General features: G+C 57.9%; 26 protein-coding genes and 1 riboswitch. Of the genes, 21 read left to right on the top strand and 5 right to left on the bottom strand.

Features of this window, described 5'->3' with window-relative positions:
* Positions 1-201 precede the first annotated feature (201 nt).
* Entirely contained in the window at positions 202-1,371 is a 1,170-nt protein-coding gene (locus FS690_RS12265) for an ROK family transcriptional regulator (protein ID WP_104085795.1), read from the top strand.
* Positions 1,372-1,533: 162 nt separating this feature from the next.
* Positions 1,534-2,469 (top strand): ROK family protein, encoded by a 936-nt coding sequence (locus tag FS690_RS12260; protein WP_145339683.1) that lies wholly within the window; start codon positions 1,534-1,536, stop codon positions 2,467-2,469.
* On the opposite strand, the gene FS690_RS12255 is transcribed toward FS690_RS12260, so the two are convergent.
* Entirely contained in the window at positions 2,463-3,344 is an 882-nt protein-coding gene (locus FS690_RS12255) for a LysR family transcriptional regulator (RefSeq protein ID WP_071668393.1), read from the bottom strand. The two genes, FS690_RS12260 and FS690_RS12255, sit on opposite strands and share 7 nt — an antisense overlap.
* 120 nt (positions 3,345-3,464) lie before the next feature.
* Between FS690_RS12255 and FS690_RS12250 the strand changes: the two genes are divergently transcribed.
* Both FS690_RS12250 and FS690_RS12245 read left to right on the top strand, forming a co-directional pair.
* A complete protein-coding gene (locus FS690_RS12250) occupies positions 3,465-4,190 on the top strand; it encodes a pirin family protein (protein ID WP_040113632.1) in 726 nt (241 codons plus the stop codon).
* A 266-nt stretch (positions 4,191-4,456) separates the two neighbouring features.
* Positions 4,457-4,669, top strand: a complete 213-nt coding sequence (locus FS690_RS12245; protein WP_040113630.1) for a glycine zipper 2TM domain-containing protein — start codon at positions 4,457-4,459, stop codon at positions 4,667-4,669.
* Positions 4,670-4,785: 116 nt separating this feature from the next.
* On the opposite strand, the gene FS690_RS12240 is transcribed toward FS690_RS12245, so the two are convergent.
* Positions 4,786-5,223 (bottom strand): 6,7-dimethyl-8-ribityllumazine synthase, encoded by a 438-nt coding sequence (locus tag FS690_RS12240; RefSeq protein ID WP_145339682.1) that lies wholly within the window; start codon positions 5,221-5,223, stop codon positions 4,786-4,788.
* Between the two features lie 548 nt (positions 5,224-5,771).
* On the opposite strand from FS690_RS12240, the gene FS690_RS12235 reads away from it, so the two are divergent.
* The 7 genes from FS690_RS12235 (at position 5,772) to FS690_RS12205 (ending at position 10,543) form a co-directional block, all read left to right on the top strand.
* A complete protein-coding gene (locus FS690_RS12235) occupies positions 5,772-6,017 on the top strand; it encodes a type II toxin-antitoxin system Phd/YefM family antitoxin (protein WP_040113898.1) in 246 nt (81 codons plus the stop codon).
* Positions 6,010-6,441: a type II toxin-antitoxin system VapC family toxin gene (locus tag FS690_RS12230; RefSeq protein WP_104085796.1), complete on the top strand. Its 432-nt coding sequence runs from the start codon at positions 6,010-6,012 to the stop codon at positions 6,439-6,441. The genes FS690_RS12235 and FS690_RS12230 overlap by 8 nt, the downstream gene beginning before the upstream one ends.
* Positions 6,442-6,869: 428 nt before the next feature.
* Positions 6,870-6,990: riboswitch (TPP riboswitch) on the top strand.
* Positions 6,991-7,112: 122 nt separating this feature from the next.
* Complete coding sequence (locus FS690_RS12225) at positions 7,113-8,057, top strand: FAD-dependent oxidoreductase (protein WP_071668391.1); 945 nt, start codon at positions 7,113-7,115, stop codon at positions 8,055-8,057.
* Positions 8,041-8,238: a sulfur carrier protein ThiS gene (thiS, locus tag FS690_RS12220; protein WP_040113622.1), complete on the top strand. Its 198-nt coding sequence runs from the start codon at positions 8,041-8,043 to the stop codon at positions 8,236-8,238. The genes FS690_RS12225 and thiS overlap by 17 nt, the downstream gene beginning before the upstream one ends.
* A gap of 3 nt (positions 8,239-8,241) precedes the next feature.
* Positions 8,242-9,000: a thiazole synthase gene (locus FS690_RS12215; protein WP_040113620.1), complete on the top strand. Its 759-nt coding sequence runs from the start codon at positions 8,242-8,244 to the stop codon at positions 8,998-9,000.
* A 10-nt stretch (positions 9,001-9,010) separates the two neighbouring features.
* The gene (locus tag FS690_RS12210; RefSeq protein ID WP_071668390.1) at positions 9,011-9,979 is read left to right on the top strand and encodes a HesA/MoeB/ThiF family protein; all 969 of its coding nucleotides are present in this window, start codon (positions 9,011-9,013) and stop codon (positions 9,977-9,979) included.
* 105 nt (positions 9,980-10,084) lie between these two features.
* Entirely contained in the window at positions 10,085-10,543 is a 459-nt protein-coding gene (locus FS690_RS12205) for a hypothetical protein (protein ID WP_145339681.1), read from the top strand.
* Between the two features lie 403 nt (positions 10,544-10,946).
* On the opposite strand, the gene FS690_RS12200 is transcribed toward FS690_RS12205, so the two are convergent.
* On the bottom strand, positions 10,947-11,861 hold the full coding sequence (locus FS690_RS12200; protein ID WP_108569822.1) for a LysR family transcriptional regulator: 915 nt from the start codon (positions 11,859-11,861) through the stop codon (positions 10,947-10,949).
* A gap of 137 nt (positions 11,862-11,998) precedes the next feature.
* Between FS690_RS12200 and FS690_RS12195 the strand changes: the two genes are divergently transcribed.
* The 3 genes from FS690_RS12195 to FS690_RS12185 all read left to right on the top strand — a co-directional run bounded on the left by FS690_RS12195 (position 11,999) and on the right by FS690_RS12185 (position 15,129).
* Positions 11,999-13,000, top strand: a complete 1,002-nt coding sequence (locus FS690_RS12195; protein WP_071668389.1) for a zinc-binding alcohol dehydrogenase family protein — start codon at positions 11,999-12,001, stop codon at positions 12,998-13,000.
* A gap of 218 nt (positions 13,001-13,218) precedes the next feature.
* Positions 13,219-13,986, top strand: coding sequence for a transporter substrate-binding domain-containing protein (locus tag FS690_RS12190; RefSeq protein ID WP_071668388.1), 768 nt, complete (start codon positions 13,219-13,221; stop codon positions 13,984-13,986).
* A 39-nt stretch (positions 13,987-14,025) separates the two neighbouring features.
* Entirely contained in the window at positions 14,026-15,129 is a 1,104-nt protein-coding gene (locus tag FS690_RS12185; RefSeq protein ID WP_145339680.1) for a DUF2817 domain-containing protein, read from the top strand.
* On the opposite strand, the gene FS690_RS12180 is transcribed toward FS690_RS12185, so the two are convergent.
* A complete protein-coding gene (locus FS690_RS12180; protein ID WP_145339679.1) occupies positions 15,091-15,861 on the bottom strand; it encodes a 2OG-Fe(II) oxygenase family protein in 771 nt (256 codons plus the stop codon). The two genes, FS690_RS12185 and FS690_RS12180, sit on opposite strands and share 39 nt — an antisense overlap.
* A gap of 97 nt (positions 15,862-15,958) precedes the next feature.
* Here FS690_RS12180 and FS690_RS12175 point away from each other — a divergent pair, with 97 nt between their 5' ends.
* The 3 genes from FS690_RS12175 to FS690_RS12165 are packed head-to-tail and all read left to right on the top strand — an operon-like array spanning position 15,959 to position 18,216.
* Entirely contained in the window at positions 15,959-16,861 is a 903-nt protein-coding gene (locus tag FS690_RS12175; RefSeq protein WP_145339678.1) for a LysR substrate-binding domain-containing protein, read from the top strand.
* Positions 16,862-16,917: 56 nt separating this feature from the next.
* On the top strand, positions 16,918-17,775 hold the full coding sequence (locus tag FS690_RS12170; protein ID WP_145339677.1) for an AraC family transcriptional regulator: 858 nt from the start codon (positions 16,918-16,920) through the stop codon (positions 17,773-17,775).
* Between the two features lie 33 nt (positions 17,776-17,808).
* Complete coding sequence (locus tag FS690_RS12165) at positions 17,809-18,216, top strand: DUF2000 domain-containing protein (protein WP_040113600.1); 408 nt, start codon at positions 17,809-17,811, stop codon at positions 18,214-18,216.
* Between the two features lie 20 nt (positions 18,217-18,236).
* On the opposite strand, the gene FS690_RS12160 is transcribed toward FS690_RS12165, so the two are convergent.
* Entirely contained in the window at positions 18,237-19,271 is a 1,035-nt protein-coding gene (locus FS690_RS12160) for a LacI family DNA-binding transcriptional regulator (RefSeq protein ID WP_104085801.1), read from the bottom strand.
* A gap of 210 nt (positions 19,272-19,481) precedes the next feature.
* On the opposite strand from FS690_RS12160, the gene FS690_RS12155 reads away from it, so the two are divergent.
* The 4 genes from FS690_RS12155 to FS690_RS12140 all read left to right on the top strand — a co-directional run bounded on the left by FS690_RS12155 (position 19,482) and on the right by FS690_RS12140 (position 24,680).
* A complete protein-coding gene (locus FS690_RS12155) occupies positions 19,482-20,510 on the top strand; it encodes an ABC transporter substrate-binding protein (protein WP_040113596.1) in 1,029 nt (342 codons plus the stop codon).
* A gap of 74 nt (positions 20,511-20,584) precedes the next feature.
* A complete protein-coding gene (locus FS690_RS12150) occupies positions 20,585-22,807 on the top strand; it encodes an iron ABC transporter permease (RefSeq protein ID WP_104085802.1) in 2,223 nt (740 codons plus the stop codon).
* Positions 22,804-23,865, top strand: coding sequence for an ABC transporter ATP-binding protein (locus FS690_RS12145; RefSeq protein WP_145339676.1), 1,062 nt, complete (start codon positions 22,804-22,806; stop codon positions 23,863-23,865). Before FS690_RS12150 ends, FS690_RS12145 begins: the two co-directional genes overlap by 4 nt.
* A 14-nt stretch (positions 23,866-23,879) precedes the next feature.
* Positions 23,880-24,680, top strand: a complete 801-nt coding sequence (locus FS690_RS12140) for an inositol monophosphatase family protein (protein ID WP_040113590.1) — start codon at positions 23,880-23,882, stop codon at positions 24,678-24,680.
* Positions 24,681-24,686: the final 6 nt, after the last annotated feature.

The following is a 24,686-nucleotide window of genomic DNA, read 5'->3' as shown; positions in this document are numbered from 1 at the left end:
ATAACGTGCGCAAAAGTGTGCGTCAGTTGCCATGCCACAGAAAGGTAAGCAAGCGATGTGCCAGAAACGATCTGCTGCGGGTCCTGCTTCTACTTTGCACGTTTTCCCGCCGCTGTCAGGTAAACAGGTTGTAAAATGTGCCAGCGATCATAGATATTGTTGCGGTGGCAGAGCGGCCAGGCGCGAAAAGGAAATAGCACGATGAGAACATCAGGGACTAACCTTGAACACGCGCGGGCGCATAACCGGCGCGTGATCATTGAGGCCATTCGCCTGCACGGTGAACTGACACGGGCTGAGCTGGCGCGGCTCACGGCCCTGACCGCGCAAACGGTATCCAATATTGTCGCTGAACTTGAACAGGCGGAACTGCTGATAAGCCACGGACCGCGACGTCAGGGACGCGGACAGCCCGCTATTCCCGTCACGCTGAATCCGGCCAGTGCGTTTTCAATCGGTATTCATCTTGATCACCAGACGCTGCTGATGGTGCTGGTGGATTTAACCGGCGAAATCCATTTTCGCCGTCTCATTATGGTGCAAAAACCGGAGCCTGCTGCCACCCTGGCGCGCATCGCCTCGGTACTGGATGAGATTAAGACGCAGCTGGGTGCGCGCTGGCGCAAAGTGCTGGGTATCGGCGTTGTGATGCCCGGGCCCTTTGGCGTTGAGGGACTCTCTTCACTGGGGCCGACCACGCTGCACGGCTGGGAAGATGTCGATATTGCAGGAGAGCTGGCGGCACTCAGTCAGCTGCCGGTGACGCTGGAAAATGATGCCACGGTAGCGGCAATTGGCGAGCGCTTTCACGGCGTGGCGCGCCATCTTAATTCGTTTATCTATCTCTACATTGGTACCGGGCTGGGTGCAGGTATCATTGTTGATGGTCACGTCTGCAGCGGTGATGCACATAACGCCGGTGAAGTTGGCCATATGGTGGTGGATCCCGGCGGGCGCGACTGCTACTGCGGCAATCAGGGGTGCCTGGAACGCTATGTCTCGCTGCAGGCAGCCTATGAATTCTGCGGGCTTGATCCCATGACCGCGCTGCCGGACGATTTGCTGGCGGTGCCGGCAGAGCTGTTTGACGCGTGGATCGCCACTGCGCTGACGCCGCTGCGCCAGGCCATCAATATGCTGGAGTGCATCTTTGACGCGGAGAGCGTGATTATTGGCGGTATGATCCCCGCTGCCCTGCTGGAGAAAATCGTTGCGCGCCTGCCGCCGCTTTACCAGTCTGTGCGCGGGCGCTACCTGACCGCCACGCGCATACGGACCGGAATGAGCGGCAGTGATACCGCCGCGCTGGGTGCGGCAGCGCTGCCGCTGTTTGATGAGTTTAATCCGCAGTTTCAGGTATTAATGAAATGAGCATGATGATGCGCCAGGCTGGCGCCGGTAATCCTGCGCGGCGTCTGCATACCTTTTAGCCGTTTATTGCGCCGATGCGAAAAAATCTGTGCGGCCCGTTTCCTGCCGGCGTTATTTTATTTACATTGCCAGCAACTTTTTGCTGACCCAGCGGACTCTGCAATGACTATTCCTGCCTTACCGGTAATCTGCCTCGATCTTGGCGGTTCATTTATTAAACTTGGCGTGATGACGCAGGCTGAGCAGATCCAGCTGCTCGATCAGCAGCCGATGCCCGCCCGCTCCTGGGAAGCGTTTTGCGCTACCGTCAGCGATACGATCGCCAGACATCAGGCACATTTCAGCGCGCACTCCCCGGTCGCGGTTTCCACCGCCGGAATTGTCGCGCCACTGAGCGGCGAGATGTTTGCCAGTAACATACCTGCCTTTCACGGACGTCATATGGCGCAGGAGCTTGGCGCATACCTGCAGCGTCCGGTCACGGTCCATAACGATGCCGACTGTTTTGCCGTTGCGGAGGCGCTGGCCGGGGCCGGACAGGGGCATAAAGTGGTGCTGGGCGCTATCCTCGGTTCAGGCGTGGGCGGCGGACTGGTTGCAGATGGCCGGCTGATCACCGGTCAGAATGGCTTAACCGGTGAGTGGGGACATGGCCCGATCACGCTACGCGAAGTTGATATCGCAGGCAAAACGGTTGCCATACCGCGTCAGCCGTGCCCGTGCGGTCAGAGCGGCTGTCTTGATACTTATGGCGGAGCGCGCGGTCTGGAAACCCTGCACCGCGTGCTGCATGATGAAACGCTCAGCAGCAAAGCGATCGTTTTACGCTGGCAGGCAGACGAAAACCAGGCGCAGCAGACGCTGGAGGCGTGGCTCCAGCTGGTGAGTGAGCCGCTGGCCTACACCGTTAACATCACCGGAGCGAGCTGCGTCGCCGTCGGCGGCGGGCTGGCCTCCGTTGTTCCGCTGATAGCTGCCCTTAACGAGGCGGTGCAGCAGCGGGTGCTGCGCCGTACGCCGCAGCCGCTGGTGATCCCCGGCCGCCATGCTCATCAGGGTGGCATGCTGGGTGCAGCGCTGCTGGCGCTGGCTCACTGAGCCGCCAGTTTTTGCTGTAAAAACGCAATAAACTGCCGGTGGATCTCGCTGCGCTGGCGATGCTGCGGGTAGAGCGCATTAAGGTGCAGCGAGGCGGGCTGCCACGCATCCAGCACGCGTATTAATTCACCGCTGGCCAGCGCCGGCGCCACGATAAATTCCGGCAGCAGGATCAGCCCCAGCCCGGCAATCGCCGCATCGCGCAGCATTTCACCATTATTACTGACCATCGGCCCCTGAACTGCCACGACGCTGCGCTGCCCGTCCCTGAACAGCTCCCAGCCCTGCTGACTTTCCCGGCCGTAGCGCAGGCAGCGGTGCAGCGACAGTTCCGCAGGCGTCTCCGGCGCTCCGGCGCCCTGAAGATAGGCAGGGCTGCCGCAGATCAGCCGCCGGAATTCGCCCAGCCTGCGTGCGATCAGGCTGGAGTCGGGCAGGGTGCCGATACGAATAGCCATATCAAATCCCTCTCCCACCATATCGACATGGCGATCGGCCAGCTCAACCTGGAACTGCAGGCCGGGATGCAGCGTGAGGAATTCAGCAATGTAGGGGGAGAGATGCGTAATGCCAAACGACATCGGCACGCTCAGACGGAAGTTACCCTGCAGAGCCTGATGACGACCGGATACTGCCAGTTCCGCTTCCTGTACATCATCCAGTATGCGCTGTGCGTGATGCGCAAACAGCAGACCATTTTCTGTCACCGAAAGCTTGCGGGTATTCCGGTTGAGCAGGCGGGTGCCCAGCGCCGCTTCCAGCGCCGCCATGCGGCGGCTGACATACTGCTTTGAAAGCATCAGCTGTTCAGCGGCTGCACTGAAGTTGCCCGCATGGATAACAGCAACGTAAATACGAAGATCGTCTATCTGCATAGTGTCCACTAATTCGTGACAGTGATTGTCATGTCAGCACATTGTTGAGCAAATCAGTTTACGTATACTGAATCACATCAGGAAGCAAAATCGTTTCCCTTACTTATTCAGGAGCAGATCATGATTGAACAACGCCTTTCAAATCAGCGCGGCACCGGCGATCACGGCTGGCTGTATTCACGCCACACCTTTTCCTTTGCAGGCTACCGCGATCCACAGCAGGTGGGCTTCTCTGATCTGCTGGTGATTAACGACGACCAGGTTGCACCCGGTCGCGGCTTTGGTGCCCATCCGCACAATAATATGGAGATCATCTCCTATGTGCTGGAAGGTGCTCTGGAGCACAAAGACTCAATGGGTACCGGTTCTGTTATCGTGCCGGGTGATGTGCAGCTGATGAGCGCTGGCAGCGGCGTGACGCACAGCGAGTTTAATCACTCGAAAAGCGACAACGTGCATTTTCTGCAGATCTGGATTGTGCCGGCAGAGCGCAATACCGCGCCAGGCTATCAGCAGGTTTCCGTGGCGGAACAGGATAAGCGCGGCAAACTGCGCCTGATTGTCTCGCCGCAGGGCGAGTCCGGTTCGCTGCAGGTGCGACAGGATATGCGCATCTATGCCGGCCTGTTCAACGATAATGAGCAGCAGACGCTGACGCTGGCAGCCGATCGCTACGCCTATATTCATGTTGCGCGCGGCAGTATTGAGGTTAACGGCGTGCGCTTCAGCGCGGGCGACGGCGCGCGGGTGCGTAATGAAACGGCGCTGACTTTTGCGAATGGTAATGATGCCGAGGTGCTGGTGTTCGATCTGCGTCCGCTTGAAGTGAATCATCCTCAGCGTTAATAGCCAAAAAGGGTAGCGTGCTGCGGCGCGCTACCCTTTATTCATAACTATTCTCCATTATTTCTTCACCATTGGCTGTTTTATCAGCGCTTAATTCGGAACCCGGACAGGGCCAGACTAAAATAAGAATTTTTACCTTTCTTAAATTTCTGCAGCACTTTAAATTCGCATCCTGAGACCCATGCCGCCTGCTGGCAAAGGGCGATCAAATAACTAACAACATTAACCTGATTGCATTCCATTATTAAATGGTAATGAGGATTTTGATGACTTTAAAACGCAGCTTTAATATTGCCGCCGTACTGGTGCTGGCTTTGTCTGTTACCGCATGCAGCGGCATGTCTCATCGTGGTAAAAATACCGCAATTGGTGCTGGCGTTGGCGCGCTGGGCGGTGCCGTGCTGACTGGCGGCAGTACGTTCGGTACGCTGGGCGGGGCGGCTATTGGCGGATTGATTGGCCATGAAGCAAGTCGTTAAACAGTAAATATGACAGGACGCGCATAATGGTATTATTGCGCGTCCTGTAAATAAGCTTATTTCTGCATTGCACGCCATTATTAAACAGGCGGAACAAACGTAATGCTTTATCAGCCTTAATCAATATTAAGCTGATGGATAGCCAGCACGGCTCGTGCAGCTTCTTTTCCTTTCTTAATAAAATGCTCGGTATAAAATGATTCCAGTTCATTGACCGGCTGAAAATTATGTGGCGTCAGTGAAACAGAAAACACCGGTACGTTGGTACTGAGCTGCACGCTCATCAGGCCGTCAACCACTGCCCGCGCAACAAAATCGTGACGGTAAATCCCGCCATCCACGACCAGCGCGGCACAGACAATGGCATCAAAACGACCGGTTTCGGCCAGGCGCTTTGCCAGCAGCGGCATCTCAAAAGCACCGGGCACATCATAGGTTTTCAGCACGCTGTCTGCGCCCTGCTCATTGAATTCACTGACAAATCCTGCCAGCGCATTGTTCACAATATCTTTATGCCAGCCAGCCTTGATAAAGGCGATTCTAATCTGTTCCATAAGTCTTCCGTCATTTGCCAAAGTAGAGTAGGCGGATAATTATCCGTAAAATCTCATCATTTTCATTAACATGAGTGTGTATAACATAGGCTGAGAGCGCGATCCACTCCGTTGCGATGCAGGTTTTTCATGTCATCTTCGGGCCGAAATCACGCTAGCGAATCTTGTGAAAAGTTGGCGCTGAAACTTTCCATTTGAGCCCGGTCTTCTCGCGTGCGCGGGTAAAGGCAACCATGATCTGATTTAAGCTCAACGCCGGGACCACGCGATCTGAGTCGTTGCTGAGCGCTCAAAGCTGATCAAGAACATCCAGGACTGAACGTTTTGCACCCATTAGCATGTTGGCCATATCAATGACGATTTTCATCCCTGTTTAACTTTGTTCGATGCAAATTTTCCGATCCCGAATATTCGTCCATTTCATAGAATAAACATCGGTTATCAAATAAGATTATTAATATCAGTTGCTTATACAAAATATGGCCACTTGACCACTTTTATCAGGTAGGTGATAATATGACCTCATGACCGCAATTAATGAGGTTAATATGAAAGTCCTGAATGTAGCCGAATCGAAAGCTCGTTACTCTCAGATTTTGAGTTCAGCGAGTAGCGGTGAAAGTTTCATCATTGCTAACCACGGCGATCCGATAGCCATGATCGTTCCTTATAAATCAGCGCCTCTGTTAAACCGTGTTGGCTTTTTAGATCATAAAAAGTATGCCATTCCTGATAATTTCAACGATTTCATGTCAGATGAAATCCAGTCGATGTTTGAAGGTGGCAATGACTAGTCCTGTAAGAACGCGGAACATCTTTAATCGCTATCTTCTTGATACTCACTATCTTATCTGGGCTTGCGCAGACTCTAAGCGTCTTCCGCAAGCCTGTTTCGATCTGATTGTTGATCCCTTAAACGAGCTATATTTTTCCGCCGCATCTATTCATGAAATCGCCATAAAATTCGCGTTAGGTAAACCTCATTTTACGGTTGATCCAGAGGAGATTTTGCGCGGCTTGCTCGCAAACGGTTATAACGAACTTCCCATTTCATCACATCACACCGTAAGTCTTAAACGTTTGCCTCGTGATATGCACGGCGATCCGTTTGACCGGCTGATCGTTGCTCAGGCGAACATGGAGGCGCTGACCTTAATCACGGATGATGAAAAAATTATTCGATATTGTTCAGATTACATTCCGATAAAAACGTTCTGATAAAAACACACCCGTCCCGAGCGGGTTTTTTATGGGCTAAATTCATGCATGAAACAATGACCGGGATCGAGCTGGGTGGCGTGCCCGATCGCACCTTCGGCAAAGTTTATTACCGCAGCATTACCGACCCACAGGAAGCAGCCAAAGCCCTCGCCGCGACGAATTAAGGCTTTGAGTCTTTCATAATCCCAGACGTAAACGTGGCATTACATTCGCTGTTTTCCGTAGAAAATATATTAATTTAATGTGATCTGATTTCTGGTCTCAGACGCCGATAAGCCAGAAAACCGCGTTCAAAACGGCTTCTAAGTTATTGTTTAAAAGTGTTGAGAAACCGTAAACAGTCGTTTTTTGCAGTGCAAGATTTAAGCGCCTGAAGAGAGCCTTAAAAGGCTCTCCTTGACGGCGTGATGCGGCTTGAATAAAACTAAAGATGTCGGGGGAGTCTCGCCACAGAGACTGAGAGGCTGATAGCGCAACCGCGCGGTTCAGCGACCCTTTGAACCTGACCCAGTTGATACTGGCGTAGGAAGACTGAGGGCGCCAGACCGGTGCCGTCCGGGATGTTGCAGCAAACGGCTGCACCTCCTTATCTCCCTTCCTGTATCCGCGGGTCTCAGTCAACACTGAGAGGCCGATGTGACCCTTCTTTTTTATCCGGAACACAGACAATGAGCCGCTGGAGCGTGTTAGGCGCAGGCGTCAGCGGACTATGCGTGGCCACCCTGCTGGTGGAGCGTGGTGAATCAGTTGAAGTCATCGATGACGTGCAGCGTCCGCCCGCATCCTGGTATGCCGGTGGCATGCTGGCGCCCTGGTGTGAAGCAGAAAGCGCCCCCGCCGACGTTATTTCACTGGGTCAGCATGCCGCTCGCTGGTGGCAGCAGCGCGTAAGCTGCGTTGAGCATCAGGGCACGCTGGTGCTGGCTCCGCCACGCGACAGTCAGGAGCTGAACCGTTTTGCGCGCCTGACTCACGCGCATCAGTGGGTCAATCCGGCAGAGGTAGAGCCGGCGCTGGAGGATCGCTTCGCACGGGGGCTGCTGTTTGCGGGCGAAGCACATCTCGATCCCCGGCTGGCGCTCACTGAGCTGCGCCAGAAGCTTGAGGCGCACGGTGTAACGTTCCATCACTCCGCGCCTTCCGGCCAGATCATCGATTGTCGTGGCATTCATGCCCGCGACGCGCTGCCCTCGTTGCGGGCCGTGCGCGGTGAAATGATTATCTTACAGAGTCGGGATCTGCACTTTTCACGACCGCTTCGTCTGCTGCATCCGCGTTTTCCCTGCTATCTGGTTCCGCGGCGTAACGGCTGCTTTATGCTGGGTGCCACCATGGTCGAGAGCGATGATGACAGCGCCATCAGCGCGCGCGCCATGATGGAGTTGCTGAGCGCCGCCTGGGCGATACATCCGGCGCTGGCTGAAGCGCGCATTATCGAGAGCGCCAGCGGCCTGCGGCCCGCCTGGCCGGATAACCTGCCCGAAATTCGTTATGAAAACGGTATTTATTATCTTAACGGCATGTATCGCCACGGCTTTCTGCTGGCGCCGATGCTGGCAGAGCAGCTGATGCAAAAACTGATTCAGGAGACCCCTTATGCAAATCCAGCTTAACGGACAGATCGTTGAAACCCAGGCGCAGACAGTCAGCGAACTGCTGCAGGAGCAGCAAATCGATGCCAGCTGCGTGGCGACAGCGCTGAATGGCAACTTCGTGCCCAGAAGCGCTTACTCCCGTCAGCCGCTTGCGGCAGGCTGCCAGCTGGAAGTCCTGTCACCGATGCAGGGAGGGTAATGCATGTTTTATGACTTTACGGGCACATCGCGCTTCTTGCTGGGTACAGCAGGGTATCCGTCACCGGCCATTCTGCAGCAGGCGATAGCGGCGGCGGGCAGTGAAATTATTACCGTAAGCCTGCGGCGGGAGGGCAGTGCGGGTGCCGCGTTTCGCGACCTGCTGGCCAGCCTTAACGTTCGCGTACTGCCCAATACCGCAGGTTGCCACACGGTGAAAGAGGCGGTAACCACGGCGCATATGGCGCGCGAGCTGTTCAATACGGCCTGGATCAAACTTGAGGTGATTGGGCATGCCGATACGCTGCAGCCCGATCCGTTTGCGCTGGTGGAAGCCGCACGCATCCTGTGTGCTGAAGGATTTAGCGTATTTCCCTATACCACGGAAGATCTGATTGTTGGCGAGAAACTGCTGGCTGCCGGCTGCGAGCTACTGATGCCCTGGGGCGCACCGATTGGCTCAGGGCAGGGCCTGCGTAATATTGACGGATTGCGCGCCATGCGGGCGTGGTTCCCGGATACGCCGCTGATTATCGATGCCGGGATCGGTGCTCCTTCCCAGGCGGCGCAGGCGATGGAGCTGGGCTTTGACGGCATTCTGCTTAATACCGCCGTCGCGAAAGCGGGCGATCCCATCCGCATGGCAGCGGCGTTCAGCCAGGCCATTGCTGCGGGGCGCAGCGCCTGTGAGGCAGGGCTGATGGAAAAGCGCGATATGGCGATGGCATCAACGCCGGTATTCGGTCTGGCCACACTAAGCTGAGGAGAACAGGATGGAACGCTATCAGCGACAGATGATACTGCCGGAAATCGGTGCGTCAGGGCAGCGTAAGCTGGCGCAGGCGCGCGTGCTGGTAGCTGGCGCGGGCGGGCTGAGCGCGACGCTTCTGCCGCAGCTGGTGGGGGCCGGCGTGGGGACGCTGCGTATTTATGATGCCGATGAAGTGGCGCTGCATAATCTGCATCGCCAGACGCTCTTTACGCAGCAGGATATCGGGCAGTCAAAAGTGCTCAGCGCGCGTCAGGCGCTGACGCAGCGCAATCCTGAGGTCAATATCGAAACCTGCGCACAGGCCCTGACGGCCAGCAACATCGCGCAGGCTATGGCTGACTGTTCGCTGGTCATCGACGCGGCCGACAATTTTGCCGTGACCTGGCAGCTTTCAGACGCCTGCTATGCGACCGGTACACCGTTTATCAGCGCTTCAGTGCTGGGCCGGCAGGGCTATGCGGGCGGATTTTGCGGAGGTGCGCCCAGCTACCGGGCGCTGTTTCCCCGGCTGCCGCGTACGGCTGCCAGCTGCAACACGGCAGGGGTGATGGGGCCGGCTGTGGCCGCGCTTGGCGCCATACAGGCGCAGATGGCGCTTACGGTGCTGCTTGATCTGCAGCCGTCTCCGCTGGGATTACTGGTCAACTGCGATTTTGTGAACTGGCACTTTCGCGCGTTTCGCTTTGATGAAGCGCAGGAGCCTGTCGTGCCGGGCGTGCCCTTTATCGACTGCTCGCTGCTTACCCCGGCAGATTGTATTGTCGAGCTACGCAGCCGGGATGAAGCGCCCCACAGCGTGGCAAGCCAGGCTGAGCGTATTTTGCCGGCAGATCTGGCGGCCTGGCAGCCACCCTCTGGGCGGCGCATCGTGCTGGTTTGCGCCAGCGGTATACGCGCCGCACAGGCGGCCAGCGAGTTGGCGGAGCGGGGCTATACGGACCTGGCGATTCTGGCGGCCAGCAGCAGTTAGCCGGCGGCAGGTTTTTCGGAAAATACTGGAATCCTGTGACTGTTATCACATGAGAAGCCACGCTAAACTCAACGCTTCTCATTTTGCTAAGGGATGATCGTCACAATGCTTTCACGTTTTACACTGGCTTCTTTAACCGCTGCCTTACTGCTTACCGGCTGCGCCCGTCATCACGCTGATGAGACTGCCAGCACCGCGCCGGCAGAGGTGAGTGCTGCCGCACCGATTGAGAACAGCAACACCGACACGCCCTTTGCCAGCGGACCTACGGTAATCAACGTTTCACACCTGGCTACGCGCACGGATGATGGATCGGCAGTGTATGTTACCGTTGACGGCCAGGAAGCGGGCATGCTGAAAAAAGGTGAGAATAAAGAGATACGCGTGGCGGCAGGCAAGCATGAAATCGGCGGCTATGTACAGACGCTGTTTGGTTTTGGCAAAGTCACCATTCCGGGCGTTGATATCACCACGGATACGGCTAAGCCGAAACATGTGGTTTATTCAGTGACCCGCCAGCGTCCGCAGTTCAGTGAAAGCAGTACGCCTCCCGATAACTCCTGAGAAAGTGCGGTGCTGCAGCACCGCTCCCTCCCGCGATATTCATCTGGCTGTCTGACATCAGCTCAGCAGCGCATGAATAACATCAATGACATTGATTACCACAATAAACAGCACGAGGTGTGTGAGCAGGTTGCGCGATCGGGGTCTGGAATAAGACATTATCTATCCTGAATAGTTAGCCTGACAAATATGTGCTGTGGCTTACTATTACTGATTCAGAATAAGAATACCATGCCAGGCCATCTTAAACCGGAGGCGGACAAGGGTTACGCGTCAGGAAAAGCTGACCGGCTCTGGTTTGATAGCGTAAAGGCAGCAGAGAATAGAGAGGAATCCGAACGGGATTATTCGTGATGCTGGCGCTGATAAGCGTGAGAGTAGCGGTTAACCGCTGGCTCACTCATTAATCTTTGCCCGGCAGCGACACGCTGTTTTGCAGATGCTCATGTAAGTGATGGTGCAGGGCGCGAATCGCTGGCGAGAATTGCCTGCGGTGCGGACAGATCAGATGCAGTGGCGTCGCCTCACCTTTTACCTCAGGCAGAATCAACTCCAGCCTCCCCTGATGTACATCCTCAGCCACGTCCAGCCAGGACTTATAGGCGATACCCATTCCTGCCAGCGCCCAGCGGCGTGCGACTTCCGCGTCATCACACATAAGGCGGCTTTTTACCGTGATAAGCTGCGCGCCCTCCGCCTGCGGAAAGCTCCATTTATCATATACGTGGCCTCCCATCATAAACGGCAGACAGTGATGGCGGGTGAGATCGGTCAGCGCGGCAGGCCGGCCATGTTCAATAAGATAATCGGGTGATGCGACCAGTACCCGCCGGTTATTTTCAGCCAGCGGCAGCGCAACGTAGCTGCTCTCCTCTAATTTGCCGTAGCGAATAGCGATATCTACCGGATCGCGGAAGACGTTACTGACCTGATCGGAGAGTGAAAGGCGCAGCTGCAATCCGGTATGCTGACGGCAGAAACGGGTCAGTAACGGCAGCAGGATATGCCGCCCGATATCGGATGGCATCGCAATTTTCAGTTCACCGCGCAGTTCGTCGTCATGACGCTGCAGACTCTCGGCACCTGCCTGCATCAGCGCCAGCATCTCCTGTGCAAAAGGCAGATAGCGCTCACCTTCGGCGGTCAGCCGCAGACTGCGCGTTGAGCGCGCAAACAGGCGACGATCGAGATCGCGCTCCAGCCGCTGAATCGCCGCGCTGACCTGACCCGGCAGCAGGTTTGCTTCGCGCGCGGCACGGGAGAAGCTGCCCAGCGCAGCTGAGCGGACAAACAGCGTAATATCTTCGAGACGAACCATGACGTTTTTACCTGGCAAACCGGATTTTCACTCTACGAGTGAAAGTCTTCCCCTGCAACGTCGATTTTTCCATGCGCCATTGCCCGCTATGCTTGATGGGTATTCAGAAAATCTGTCAATCACCATGGAGATAAGGCATGAAAGCCATTGTTTATAGTCAGAACGGCTTACCCATTTCGGATGAAAATGCGCTGTATGACGCTGATGTCGCCAAACCTCAGCCCGGCGCCCGCGATCTGCTGGTCAAAATCAATGCCATTGCGGTGAATCCGGTCGACACCAAAGTACGTAAAGGCGCCGCCACTGAGCAGCCGCGCATTCTGGGCTGGGATGCCGTCGGTGTGGTAGAGGCGGTGGGTGAAGCGGTTACGCTGTTCCGCCCGGGCGATGAGGTGTTTTATGCCGGCGATATCAGCCGGGCCGGCAGCTATGCAGAGTATGGTCTGGTGGATGAGCGCATCGCCGGCCACAAACCGCGCTCCCTGAGCGATGCCGATGCGGCTGCGCTGCCGCTGACGTCACTCACCGCATGGGAGCTGCTGTTTGACCGTCTTGAGGTGCAGGCGGATGAGAACGCAGCGCTGCTGATTGTGGGCGCGGGCGGGGGAGTGGGTTCTATTCTCACCCAGCTGGCACGCAAACTCACCGGGCTGACAATTATCGGTACGGCATCCCGTCCTGAGACTGAAGAGTGGGTGCAGCAGCAGGGCGCGCATCACGTCATCAATCATCACCAGCCGCTGGCGGAGCAGCTGCGTGCGCTCGGCATCGACACGGTGAAATATGTTGCGTCGCTGACCCATACCGACAGCTACTATACGCAGCTGATTGAGGTGCTGGCGCCGCAGGGCAAGCTGGCGCTGATTGACGATCCGGAGACGCTGGATGCCATGCCGCTTAAGCGTAAAGCGATCTCATTACACTGGGAGCTGATGTTTACGCGCTCGCTGTTTGAAACGCCGGATATGCAGCGCCAGCATGAGATTCTGCAGCGTATCAGCCAGCTGATTGATGATGGCACCCTGCAGACCACCGCCGGGGAGCATCTTGGCAGCATCAATGCGGCTAACCTGCGCAAAGCGCATGCGTTGATCGAGAGCGGACGCGCGCGCGGCAAGCTGGTGCTTAGCGGTTTCTGATAACGTGATTCACCCGGCACGGAGCGGCCGCTTCGTGCCGGGTTTCAGTCAGGAAAACGTCACCCGCCGCCTTAAGTTAATCTGATGGCCGTCGTAATTTTCGCTAACCCCCTAACTATTATAAGAATTTGCTCTGCAAATCGCGGCTGCCGCTCTGGCTGAATGCTGCGGGTCATGATATGACTGCTCTCTGTGCTTTCAGCCTTCCGGAGAGAATTATGTATAAGCGAATTTCACTGGCTCTGCTGCTCTCGTACTGCGCTATTCAGTCAGCCGCGGCGCAACAGACGCTGCGTTTTGGCGTCGATCCCACCTTTCCCCCTTTTGAATCCAAAGCCAGCGATGGCTCCCTGCAGGGGTTTGACATCGATCTCGGCAACGCCATTTGTGCCCAGGCCAAAGTGAGCTGCAAATGGGTTCAGATTGGCTTTGATGGCTCTATTCCGGCGCTGCAGGCAAAGAAGTTTGACGCGATTTTGTCAGCCATGTCGATGACGGAGAAACGACGCGAGCAGGTTGCATTCAGCGATATGCTTTATGTCACCCCCAGCGCGCTCATCACCCCGGCTGACAGCGCCCTGACTGATGATATCGCCACGCTGCGCGGTAAAAACATCGGCGTAGCGCAGGGGACTATTCAGGAAACCTACGCGCAGACTTACTGGGCACCCAAAGGCGTCAGCGTGGTCTCCTATCCCAACCAGATGGAGATTTATCCCGATCTCGTTGCCGGACGCCTTGATGGCACGCTGGCAAATGCGGTGTCTGCCGATCAGGGCTTCCTGAATACCGCAGAAGGAAAGAAATATGTGAATAAAGTGACCCTGACCGATAAAGCTGTATTAGGTAACGGCGTGGGAATCGGGCTGCGCAAAGATGATGTCGCAAATCTTAAACTGATTAATGCGGCCCTGGCAGAACTGCACCGCAACGGTACCTACGATCGCCTGGCGCAGAAGTATTTCAAATATAAAGTTTATCCCTGATCGGGATGTGTGAATCCGTTATCTGCCAGCAGGGGAATTATGCGTAACCTGACCGATTACCGCACGCAACGGGCCCGCTTCCTGGCTGCCGTTGAGCATAAAAAAGGGGCGCTGCACACCTGGCAGCATCCGTTATGCGGTCCGGCCGGTGAAGCGCTGTTTACCGATCTTGCCGTGATTGGCAACCCGCATGCCTCGCGCGTCATGCTGATTTTCTCCGGCACGCACGGCGTGGAGGGATATTACGGGTCGGATAATCAGATAGAGTGGCTGAACAGTCTCGATGCGGCCCGCTTACCGGCAGAGTGTGCTGTGATGCTGATTCATCTGCTGAACCCGTGGGGAGCGGCGCATCTGCGACGCGTCAATGAAGATAATATCGACCTGAACCGCAATTTTATTCCGTTCAGCGCGCCGCTGCCGGATAACGCTGACTATGCACGCTATCACGCGTTTTATCACGGCGAGCGGGCAGAGGCGGATCGGCTGCTGGCTGCCGCGCTGCAGCGCGACGGCTGGCCGGCGATCAAGCGGGTGGTGGAGGCCGGACAGTATCAGCACGCTGATGGTCTGTTTTATGGCGGAGAGCACGCCACCTGGTCGCAGCAGACGCTGCAGAAGATCGTAACCGGCCATCTGCTGCGGGCAGAACAGATCCTGAGTTTCGATCTGCATACCGGCGCAGGCGCATGGGGACATCCGATGCTGCTGGGCATTGCGCAGAAGCGGGTTCCTGTGCACGCCTGGGGACGCGAGCTGTATGGTGAATGGCTGACGCTGATCGATACCGGCAGCGGGCAGGAGAGCGCCACCGGCATCACGGCAACGGCCACCGGTTACGTTTCGCAGTTTCTGCTGGATCAGCTGCCGCACGGTGCCATCCTGCCGCTGGTGGTGGAGTGTGGCACTTACGCGGGTGAGGAGATGCACCGGCGGGTGCGGGACGATCACTGGTTGCACTTAGAGGGCGATGTGCAGAGTGCGGCCGGGCAGGCCCTCAAACAGCAGCTGGTTGAGGGATTCTGGCCACAGGACCGCGACTGGCGCGAGCTGACGGCATTCCGCACGCAGCAAATTTTCCGGCGCGGCTGGCAGGCGCTGCTGTCACAGCCGGCCATAAAACGTCATGCGGGCGGTCTCTGACAAGGCAATTCCCGGCTGCGTATTGTAAGCGAGCACCACCAGCATGCGGGTGATATCACCTTCGGTCGGCGTCACGCGATGGAGCGAATTGCGTCCGCGAAACAGCACCAGATCGCCCGCCTCAATCGCCAGCGCATCCGGCGTGCGGGCTTCATTGAGCACAGCGGCGACGCCATCGTAGTTCATCTCGCCCGCGTCAGCATCGCGCAGATCGCGTACGTACTGAAATATGCCGCCCGCCTGCGGCTTCTGCAGCAGCAGAGTAATGGCAAAGGAGGAGTTGTCGAAATGCCAGCCCAGCTCCTGCCCCTGTGCGGCATAGTGCAGGTTGATTGACGAGAGCGGATCGGCATAAGGATAGAGGGCGCTCTCGTTCAGCACCTCGCAGAGAAACTGTTTAAACAGCGTATCGTTGTACAGCTGACGCAGCGGTGAGTCGTGAGCAATCGCCTCATCGGTAATACAGCCTTTGGTGCTGATGACATCGCGGTTACGGGGATGATCTGCGCTCAATGTCTCGTCTGTTTTCAGCAGATAGACGTTATGGTTGCTGCGCGTATGCCAGGCAAGATGGCGCTGCGCGTTCCCTTCTGTAATGATAGCCTGCAGCGCTGCCGGCTGCAGAAATTGCCGCAGCACCAGGGCGCCGTGTTGTTCCAGCTGCGCGCGACACTGCGCGCGCCAGTCAGCGTCCGCCAGAGGATGCAGGTCAAAACGTATTAATCCAGACATAGTGCGTTTCCCGGTAGCAACAGTGTCATAAAACTCTACGATGCTGCGGCGGGAATGCGTAGCGATAAATCATTACTGCCCTGCTAAGGAAACGTTAATGTCCGTCAGTGCTTCGCGTCTGCCAAAAATCAGCCTTATTCTCGCGTTCAAAGCTGCTGCAGAGCTGGGCAGTCTTGCAAAAGCAGCCGCGCACCTGGCGCTGACGCCGGCGGCGATCAGCCAGCAGATCCGCCAGCTGGAGACGCTGCTGGGTCACGCTCTGTTTGTGCGCACGCAAAACGGGGTCATGCTGACAGAGAGCGGCCGGGCCTATCTGCGCTATGTTTCAGAAGCGTTTGATATCCTGCGGATGGGACAGCTCAGTCTGCGCCAGGCGGCCAGCCAGCCTGCGCTGACTCTGTACGCACTGCCGGCGCTGGCGTCAAAGTGGCTGATGCCGCAGCTGAACCACTGGCGCGCGTGCTGTCCCGCGAGCGACCTCTGCCTGCATGGCACCCATGCACAGGTCGATTTCAGCGCCACGCCGGCTGATTTCGCTATCGTATTCGGTGACGATCGCTATCCGCAGCTGGAGAAACAGCGGCTGTTTCATGACGAGGTGCTGCCGGTAGCCAGCCCGGCGCTGCTGCAGCGCTTCCCGCGCGATCGGCTATTTAACCAGGCGCCGCTGATCCATCTCGACTGGGGCAATGAGGGGCGTTTTCTGCCGGACTGGCAAAGCTGGCTGCAGGCGCGCGGCCACGGCGAACCCGCGCAGCAGCCCGCTTTCACCTTTAACCTCACGTCGCTGGCGATAGATGCTGCGGTTGCGGGGGCCGGGCTGCTGCTGGGCCAGCGGCGTCTTATTGCCGCTGAGCTGGCGCGGGGCGATCTGGCGATCGCAGATAGCTTCAGCCTGCCGCTCAGTAAGCCCTACTATCTCGCCTGGCCGCAGCGCACGCTGCAGCAGCCCGACGCCCGGGCGCTGATAGAGTGGCTCACTGCGCTTGCGGCCGCCTGATTTTACCCGCACGCTGTAGCCAGATAATCTGCACCGCTGCCGGAAGGGACGAGACTATGTCAGAAAATAAAGATTGGGTTGAGCTGCGACGCGACCAGGAGACCGGCATTGAGAGTATCAACGCCCACTTCAGCGGTCACGCTTACGACGCACACGATCACGATGAGCTGCTGGTCGGGGTGACCCGGCAGGGCCTGCAGCGCTTTAACTGCCGCCGTGCCTTGCATACCAGTACGCCCGGCCGCGTCATACTTATTGAGCCGGGCGCAGTGCATGATGGCCACGCGCCGGAGGCTGCGGGTTTTACCTATGTCATGCTTTACCTGCCGCAGCCGTGGGTGGCTGACATGATGCAGCAGCGCGGACAGGGAGATATCGCCCGGATCGGCGGCGCATTCCGGCATACGCTGACGGATGACGTGCAGCTTGCCCGCGCCACGGAAGAGGCGTGGTATGCCATTCACCAGCGCGAAGGGCGTCTGGCGCGCGATCAGACGCTGGAGCAGTTGATAACGCTTCTGTCGCGGCATCTTGAGCGGCGTCCGGAGCGACCTGATACGGTGGCACAGCGTCAGATGCTGCTGCTGCGCGACTATTTGCATGATTTTATGGCGCAGGATGTCGGACTCGACGAGCTTTCACGCCTGGCCGGGCTGGATCGCTTTCGCCTGACGCGCCAGTTCCGGCAGGCGTTTGGTCAGACGCCGCACGCTTATCTGGTACGCCTGCGGCTGCGCGCGGCGCGCGCGCTGCTGGCGCAGGGCGTGGCACCGGTTGAAGTCGCTGCCCGCACCGGGTTTGCCGATCAGAGTCATCTCGGCCGCTGGTTCCGGCGCGCCTGGCATATGACGCCGGCAACGTATCAGCGCGCGTGCACAAATCTTCTATACGGCATACCGCCGCATCAGGAATGATAGCGTTTTCCTTTCTGAAGAGAGCGTTATGCCATGTCTGACACCAAAATTGCCCTGATCGTACGCGATGATTTAGCCACCTGGCAGCGTCTGAACGTGGTGGCGTTTATCGCTACCGGCCTTGCCGCCGGGGCACCGGAGATGCTGGGGGAACCCTACATCGATGCGCAGGGACGTCACTATGGCCGGATCGCCGGACAGCCGATGCGGGTGTTTTCCGGCAATCTCGCTGGCCTGCAGCGCGCGCATCGCCAGGGGCTGGAGCGTGAACTGACGCTGATACCCTATGTAGAAGCGATGTTTTCTACCGGCAACGACGCGGCTAACCGCGAGGTGTTTCTGGCAGAAAACGCGCAGGAGATGAATCTGGTTGGCCTGGCGCTTTTTGGTCCGAAAAAAGCGGTCGACAAAGCGATCAAAGGGCTGGCGCTGCATGAGTAGTCAGCCTGGCTGACGCGGCGTCATCCGCCGCGCACCGAGCCGCGCCAGATCACCTCTGCCTGATAAAGACGCGACGCGGGCGGCTCTCCATCCGTACCGGAGGCGTCATGCTCGCCCGATTCCGTGGCGCTAAGCCAGGCCACGGCGTCACGTGCAAACTGCTCTACCGGCTGTGCAAAGGTTGTCAGGTTATAGGACGCCCAGCCCGCCTGCGCAATGTTGTCATAGCCGAACAGGCAGAGATCGTCTGGCACCCGTAGCCGGAAGCGGTGACGCGCTTCATCCATCACGCCGCAGGCGATAAGGTCTGTCACGCAAAATATCGCATCAGGCCGCTGCGCGCGTGTCAGCAGACGGTGTGCCAGAATCTGTCCGCTTTCATATGAGGTTGTACCAAATCTCTCAACGGTAACGTGCAGGCCGGCGTCTTGCGCAACGGCCAGAAACGCCGCTTCACGCTTCTGCAGGCTGGGCGTGCCGGCCAGCGAGTTAGCAAAGGCAAGATGGCGGCAGCCTGCGCGCTGAAAGGCCATAACGGCGGTTTCAGCAGCGCTTTGCGCGTCCAGATGAATGCTGAGCGAGCCTGGCAGCGTTTCATCGCGGTTAATCAGAATGATGCGCTGTCCGTGCCGGTAGCACTGGGCGGTGATGGCACGGTCCGGCATACCTGACAGGATAATCGAGGCGTCGGCGCGGAAATTGATCGCCTGCAGCAGCGCGGCCGACACGCTGCTGTCAGAGCGATCGGTATTGATCACCATCGCCACTTTGCCCGCCTCCTGCAAAAATTGTGTCAGCCAGCGCACCAGCGTCGCGCGGTAGGGCGTGGCGATCTCTGAGACAATCAGACAGACAATGCCGCTGCGGTTACGCACCAGGCCGCGTGCCAGATGATTTACGTGATACCCCAGCTCTTCTGCGGCTTTCATTACTCTGGCCCGCGTAGCGGCAGAGACGCTGGCACCCGGCGTAAAAGCACGTGAAACGGCTGACCGGGAGACTCCGGCCCGCGCTGCCACATCCTGCGCGCTGACGCCCGCTTTATCGTTATGCATGGTTACATCCTCAACTCCCGTCGCTTAACTGAGTCTGCCGCAAATTGCAAAGCTGTGCAAATTATCCTTCGGCTTAAATGTTGCATTTTTGTGACGCAGGCAGTCAATTGCAGAGTACAGCGTTTGACAGCCTATTTTCTGTCCGTTACTAATTTGCACACACGTGCAAATAACAATTAATGCGCACCCTCTGCCCGACAGGAGACTACTATGCGAACCCTATCCCTTGCCGTTGCTCTCACCCTCTCAGCGGCTGGCCTGCCGATAACCGCCTCAGCTGCAGGCAATCTTAATATGATCTGTTCAGCGGATGTCGTGGTGTGCGAACAGATGACGCGTATTTTCAGCCAGAGCCATCCTGACATCAAAGTGAGCATGGTGCGGCTGTCAGCCGGTGAAGCCTACGCTCGTCTGCGCAGTGAAGCGCGTAATCCGCGTACCGATATCTGGTGGGCCGGCACCGGCGATCCGCATATGCAGGCGGCGGCGGAAGGACTGACGCAGGTCTACAAATCACCGCTGCTCGATCAGCAGCAGCCGTGGGCACAGAAACAGGCGGAAAATGCCGGTTATCGCACCGTGGGGATCTATGCGGGGGCGCTGGGCTGGGGATACAACACGAAACTGCTGGCAGAGAAAAAACTGAAAGAACCCACCTGCTGGGCGGACCTGCTTGACCCGGCCTTTAAAGGCGAAATTCAGATCGCTAATCCGAATTCATCCGGCACGGCATACAACACGCTGGCCACGCTGGTGCAGATTATGGGTGAGGACAAGGCTTTTGATTATCTGAAAAAACTCAATGCCAATATCTCACAATATACCAAATCGGGTTCGGCACCGGTGAAAGCCGCAGCGCGCGGTGAAGCGACGGTCGGTATTGTGTTTATGCACGATGCCGTCGCCATGCAGGTTGATGGATTCCCGATAAAAACCGTTGCGCCGTGTGAAGGCACCGGCTACGAAATCGGCTCGATGTCAATTGTGAAAGGCGCACGCAATCTGGCCAATGCCAAAGTCTGGTATGACTGGGCGCTCAGCGCAGAAGCGCAGTCGCATATGAAAGAGGCGAAGTCATTCCAGCTGCCCTCTAACCGCACTGCGGAAATCTCAGAATATGCGCCGCGTTTTGAGAACATCAAACTGATCGATTACGACTTTAAAACCTATGGCGATACGGCCAAACGTAAAGCGCTGCTCGGCCGCTGGGATAAAGAGATCGGCTCTGGCGCGCAGTAAGCCCATCTATGCAGACAGATATTCCGGGCTGGTGCAGATCGCGCCAGCCCGCTCCCTCCCGTTCGAGGTGTTATATGAATGCACATAATCGCCGTCTGACAGGCGCTCTGCTATCGGGGGCCGTAGCGCTGGCGCTGCTGCCCTGGTACAGCCTGGAAGCGGGTTTTTTTGATACCGGCTGGATCCTGTCGCTCTGGCGTGATGAGGCCAGCGCGCCGGCGCTGTGGCAGCTCGCGGCACATCCGTGGCTGTGGGGCGCGCTGACGCTCTGGCTGTTATGCGGTGTCAGTGGCCTGCTGCCGGGCAGACAGCGCAGCGCGCTGCTGCTGTTATTCAGTGCGCTGGGGATTCTGTTTCTGGTGATTGAGGGCCATGCCATTGGCTACAGCGGCTGGAGCTGGCTGTGGCTGGAGAATCAGTTTGGCACGCTGGAACAGGGGCAGCCTGCAATGGGAGCTGGCGCAATTTTACTGCTGACCACCTTTCTGCTGCTTTTTGCCTTTGCGCTGGCCGAGCGCGGCGTGCTGAGAGGAGATGCCTTTGTGGTGGCAGCGCTGGTGCTGATCACCGCGCTGGTCAGCGTATTTGTGCTCTACCCGGTGCTGAGTATGTTTGTGGTCTCCGTACAGGACGTTGACGGCAGCTTTCAACCCGATGGCCTGTTAGCTAACCTGCAGGATCCCTCAATCTGGAGCCTCTCCTGTCTGGCGGGCGGCAGCTGCGGGACAGCCTGGCGCACGCTCTGGCTGGCGCTGATGACGGCGACCGGCTCCACGCTGCTGGGGCTCGCTTTCGCGCTCGCCGCCACGCGCACGCCGCTGCCCTGTAAAAAAGCGCTGCGCATGCTGACCATTCTGCCCATTATCACGCCACCGTTTGTTATCGGACTGGCGCTGATCCTGCTGTTTGGCCGTTCGGGAGTGGTGACAGAACATCTGGCCGCGCTGTTTGGCATAGAGCCCGGTCGCTGGCTCTATGGCCTGACCGGGATCTGGATCGCGCAGGTGCTCTCTTTTACACCCATCGCTTTTCTGGTGCTGATTGGCGTAGCCGAGGGCGTCAGCCCCTCGCTGGAAGAGGCGTCGCAGACGCTGCGTGCCGATCGCTGGCGCACCTTCAGCCGCGTTTCGCTGCCGCTGATGGCGCCGGGCCTGGCAAACGCCTTTCTGATCAGCTTCATCGAAAGCATGGCCGATTTCGGCAACCCGATGGTGCTGGGTGGCAGCCACGGCGTGCTCTCGACAGAAATTTTCTTCTCGGTGGTAGGCGCCCAGAACGATCCGAGCCGGGCGGCGGTGCTGGCGATGATCCTGCTCTGCTTCACGCTGGCGGCCTTTGTGCTGCAGCGCCTGTGGCTGGGGGGCAAAAACTTTGCCACCGTAACCGGTAAAGGGGATGGTGGCCAGCACAGCCAGCTGCCGCGGCTGCTGCGCGGCGGCGTCTATGGGCTGGTGATCCCGTGGGGCCTCTTTACCCTGGTGGTCTACGGCATGATTCTGGTCGGAGGTTTTGTGCAGTCGTGGGGCCTGAACAGTGCGCTGACGATTGAGCACTACGTGCGCGCTTTCCGCGTGAGCATCAGCGACGGACACCTGCTGTGGAGCGGGGTGGCATGGAACTCCTTCTGGACCACGCTGGAGATAGCGCTGATCGCCGCGCCGCTCACCGCAATTGTCGGGCTGCTGACCGCCTGGCTGATTGTGCGCCAGAAGTTTGCCGGGCGGCAGACGTTTGAGTTTCTGCTGATGCTGAGCTTTGCCATTCCCGGTACGGTTATCGGCGTGAGCTATGTTATGGCTTATAACCTGCCGCCGCTGGAGATCACCGGGACGGCGATGATCCTGATCGCCTGTTTTGTCTTCCGTAATATGCCGGTGGGCGTGCGCGGCGGCATTGCCGCCATGAGCCAGCTCGATAAAAGTCTGGATGAAGCGTCGCTGACGCTGGGTGCCAGCAGTTTCCGCACGCTGCGCAAAGTGGTACTGCCTCTGCTGAAACCGGCCATCAGCGCCGCGCTGGTCTACGCCTTTGTGCGCGCGATTACCTCTATCAGCGCCGTGATTTTCCTTGTCAGCGCGCAGTACAACATGGCGACGTCCTACATCGTTGGCCTGGTGGAGAACGGAGAATATGGTGTGGCTATCGCGTACTCCACCGTACTGATTTTTGTCATGCTGCTGATTATTGGCCTGTTCCAGTGGCTGGTGGGTGAGCGCCGGCTGCGCCGCGTGGCGCGCCCGGTAGATGTCGCCGCTCCGCCCGTTGCTCCATCCTTAACCCAGGAGAGTGCTGTATGAGTGCCATCAAAGCAGGTTCCGTTGTATTTGAACACGTCACTAAGCGTTTTGCCGGGTTTAACGCGCTGCCGGATCTCTCGCTCACCGTGGAGCCGGGTACGCTGGTGACGCTGCTGGGTCCTTCCGGCTGCGGTAAAACCACGACGCTGCGCCTGCTCGCCGGGCTGGAACATCCTACCTCCGGACGGATACTGATTGGCGGGAAAGACGTCACCCATCTGCCCGCTAACGAACGCGATGTGGCGATGGTTTTTCAAAGCTACGCGCTGTTCCCCCATATGAGCGCGCTGGAAAATATCATGTACGGGCTACAGTCGTCCGGGATGACGAAGCGTGAGGCGCAGGATCGCGCGCGTGAAGGCCTGAAACTGGTAGGACTGGAGAGTCAGGGACAGCGTCTGCCTTCAGAATTGTCAGGTGGCCAGCAGCAGCGCATTGCGGTGGCGCGCGCGCTGGTGCTGGAGCCGCAGGTGCTGTTGCTGGATGAGCCGCTTTCTAACCTGGATGAACGGCTGCGTCGCCGGGTGCGGACCGATATCCGTGATTTGCAGCAGCGGCTTGGCTTTACGGCAGTGTATGTCACGCACGATCAGGAGGAGGCGCTGGCGGTATCCGACAAAATTATTGTCATGAAAGAGGGAGATATCGCTCAGCAGGGCGCGCCGGAAACGCTCTATCGCAGTCCGGCCTCCGAGTTTATTGCCGATTTTATGGGAGAGGCGAATATCCTGCCGTGTGAAGTTGAAGAGGTCGCAGAGAGTGAGGCGCTGATTCGGCTGGGAAATCAGCGCTATCGCGTGCCGGACAACGGCCTCCTCGCCGGCACCGCCCGTCTCTCCGTGCGCCCGCAGTTTATTACGCTCAGCACTCACCGCGCCGGGGCACTGACGGGGGAGATCACGCACTGCACCTGGTTGGGCGACCATATCGAATATGAAGTGACCACTGAGCTGGGCGCCTTGTTTATCGTCGATGCACAGATGGAGCAGCAGCTGCCGCTGGCGGCACGGGTCGGCGTCGATTTCAAACCACAGGGGCTGGCTCTGATTGCCGGCTGACAAGAGGAAGCGTCATGAGTGAGACAGTAAGCAGTGCGCTACAGGCGCGACGGGAGCTGGCTGAGCAGGTTGCGCGGGCGGGGGGTGAAAAGGCTCTGGCCTGGTTCCGGCAGCGCGATTCGCTGGTGGTGGAAACGAAATACGATCTGCAGGATGTGGTCTCACGCGCCGATCGTGAAGTTGAGCAGCTGATAGCAGAGCAGATCCGCCTCCGGTTTCCGCAGGATGGTTTTCTGGGAGAGGAGTATGGCCTGCAGCCTGGTTCGTCAGGTTATACCTGGGTGGTTGACCCTATCGATGGCACCAGCCCGTTTCTGAACGGTATGCCTAACTGGTGCGTGTCGGTGGCCGTACTGCACGAGGGGATACCGGTGGTTGGCATTATTTATGCGCCGGTTTATGAAGAGTGTTATGCCGCCTCCCTCGGCGCTGGCGCCACGCTGAATGGCACGACACTGCAGGTTGATCCCGCACGCACTTTGCAGAATCACGTGACAGGTTTTGGTGCAAACAGCCACGTCAGCCCGGAAGAGGTGGGCAGGCTGCTCGCGTCGCTGCTGGCGGCGGGCGGCAACTTTATCCGTATTGGCTCAGGCGCTCTGATGCTGGCCTGGGTCGCTGCAGGACGGGTGGTAGGCTATTTTGAACCCTATATGCACGCCTGGGATTGTCTGGCGGGATATTGTCTGGTGAAAGAGGCGGGGGGCTGGTATCACCCGTTTAATACCGAAGGCGATCGCCTGCTGAAAGGCGCTCAGGTGCTGGCAGTGGCGCCAGGCGCTGAAACCGAGCTCAGGCAGATTGCCGGCGTGTAACTACCG

The organism is Pantoea sp. PSNIH1 (assembly GCF_007680655.1).
Lineage (GTDB): Bacteria > Pseudomonadota > Gammaproteobacteria > Enterobacterales > Enterobacteriaceae > Pantoea > Pantoea eucrina.
The sequence above is the reverse complement of the archived record's forward strand: the minus strand, read 5'-3'. Positions and strand labels throughout refer to the sequence as shown.

Bases quoted from the DNA above. Each gene is read 5' to 3' on its own strand.
- FS690_RS12265 (WP_104085795.1), top strand. From the start codon at position 202: ATGAGAACATCAGGGACTAACCTTGAACACGCGCGGGCGCATAACCGG.
- FS690_RS12260 (WP_145339683.1), top strand. From the start codon at position 1,534: ATGACTATTCCTGCCTTACCGGTAATCTGCCTCGATCTTGGCGGTTCA.
- FS690_RS12255 (WP_071668393.1), bottom strand. From the start codon at position 3,344: ATGCAGATAGACGATCTTCGTATTTACGTTGCTGTTATCCATGCGGGC.
- FS690_RS12250 (WP_040113632.1), top strand. From the start codon at position 3,465: ATGATTGAACAACGCCTTTCAAATCAGCGCGGCACCGGCGATCACGGC.
- FS690_RS12245 (WP_040113630.1), top strand. From the start codon at position 4,457: ATGACTTTAAAACGCAGCTTTAATATTGCCGCCGTACTGGTGCTGGCT.
- FS690_RS12240 (WP_145339682.1), bottom strand. From the start codon at position 5,223: ATGGAACAGATTAGAATCGCCTTTATCAAGGCTGGCTGGCATAAAGAT.
- FS690_RS12235 (WP_040113898.1), top strand. From the start codon at position 5,772: ATGAAAGTCCTGAATGTAGCCGAATCGAAAGCTCGTTACTCTCAGATT.
- FS690_RS12230 (WP_104085796.1), top strand. From the start codon at position 6,010: ATGACTAGTCCTGTAAGAACGCGGAACATCTTTAATCGCTATCTTCTT.
- FS690_RS12225 (WP_071668391.1), top strand. From the start codon at position 7,113: ATGAGCCGCTGGAGCGTGTTAGGCGCAGGCGTCAGCGGACTATGCGTG.
- thiS (WP_040113622.1), top strand. From the start codon at position 8,041: ATGCAAATCCAGCTTAACGGACAGATCGTTGAAACCCAGGCGCAGACA.
- FS690_RS12215 (WP_040113620.1), top strand. From the start codon at position 8,242: ATGTTTTATGACTTTACGGGCACATCGCGCTTCTTGCTGGGTACAGCA.
- FS690_RS12210 (WP_071668390.1), top strand. From the start codon at position 9,011: ATGGAACGCTATCAGCGACAGATGATACTGCCGGAAATCGGTGCGTCA.
- FS690_RS12205 (WP_145339681.1), top strand. From the start codon at position 10,085: ATGCTTTCACGTTTTACACTGGCTTCTTTAACCGCTGCCTTACTGCTT.
- FS690_RS12200 (WP_108569822.1), bottom strand. From the start codon at position 11,861: ATGGTTCGTCTCGAAGATATTACGCTGTTTGTCCGCTCAGCTGCGCTG.
- FS690_RS12195 (WP_071668389.1), top strand. From the start codon at position 11,999: ATGAAAGCCATTGTTTATAGTCAGAACGGCTTACCCATTTCGGATGAA.
- FS690_RS12190 (WP_071668388.1), top strand. From the start codon at position 13,219: ATGTATAAGCGAATTTCACTGGCTCTGCTGCTCTCGTACTGCGCTATT.
- FS690_RS12185 (WP_145339680.1), top strand. From the start codon at position 14,026: ATGCGTAACCTGACCGATTACCGCACGCAACGGGCCCGCTTCCTGGCT.
- FS690_RS12180 (WP_145339679.1), bottom strand. From the start codon at position 15,861: ATGTCTGGATTAATACGTTTTGACCTGCATCCTCTGGCGGACGCTGAC.
- FS690_RS12175 (WP_145339678.1), top strand. From the start codon at position 15,959: ATGTCCGTCAGTGCTTCGCGTCTGCCAAAAATCAGCCTTATTCTCGCG.
- FS690_RS12170 (WP_145339677.1), top strand. From the start codon at position 16,918: ATGTCAGAAAATAAAGATTGGGTTGAGCTGCGACGCGACCAGGAGACC.
- FS690_RS12165 (WP_040113600.1), top strand. From the start codon at position 17,809: ATGTCTGACACCAAAATTGCCCTGATCGTACGCGATGATTTAGCCACC.
- FS690_RS12160 (WP_104085801.1), bottom strand. From the start codon at position 19,271: ATGCATAACGATAAAGCGGGCGTCAGCGCGCAGGATGTGGCAGCGCGG.
- FS690_RS12155 (WP_040113596.1), top strand. From the start codon at position 19,482: ATGCGAACCCTATCCCTTGCCGTTGCTCTCACCCTCTCAGCGGCTGGC.
- FS690_RS12150 (WP_104085802.1), top strand. From the start codon at position 20,585: ATGAATGCACATAATCGCCGTCTGACAGGCGCTCTGCTATCGGGGGCC.
- FS690_RS12145 (WP_145339676.1), top strand. From the start codon at position 22,804: ATGAGTGCCATCAAAGCAGGTTCCGTTGTATTTGAACACGTCACTAAG.
- FS690_RS12140 (WP_040113590.1), top strand. From the start codon at position 23,880: ATGAGTGAGACAGTAAGCAGTGCGCTACAGGCGCGACGGGAGCTGGCT.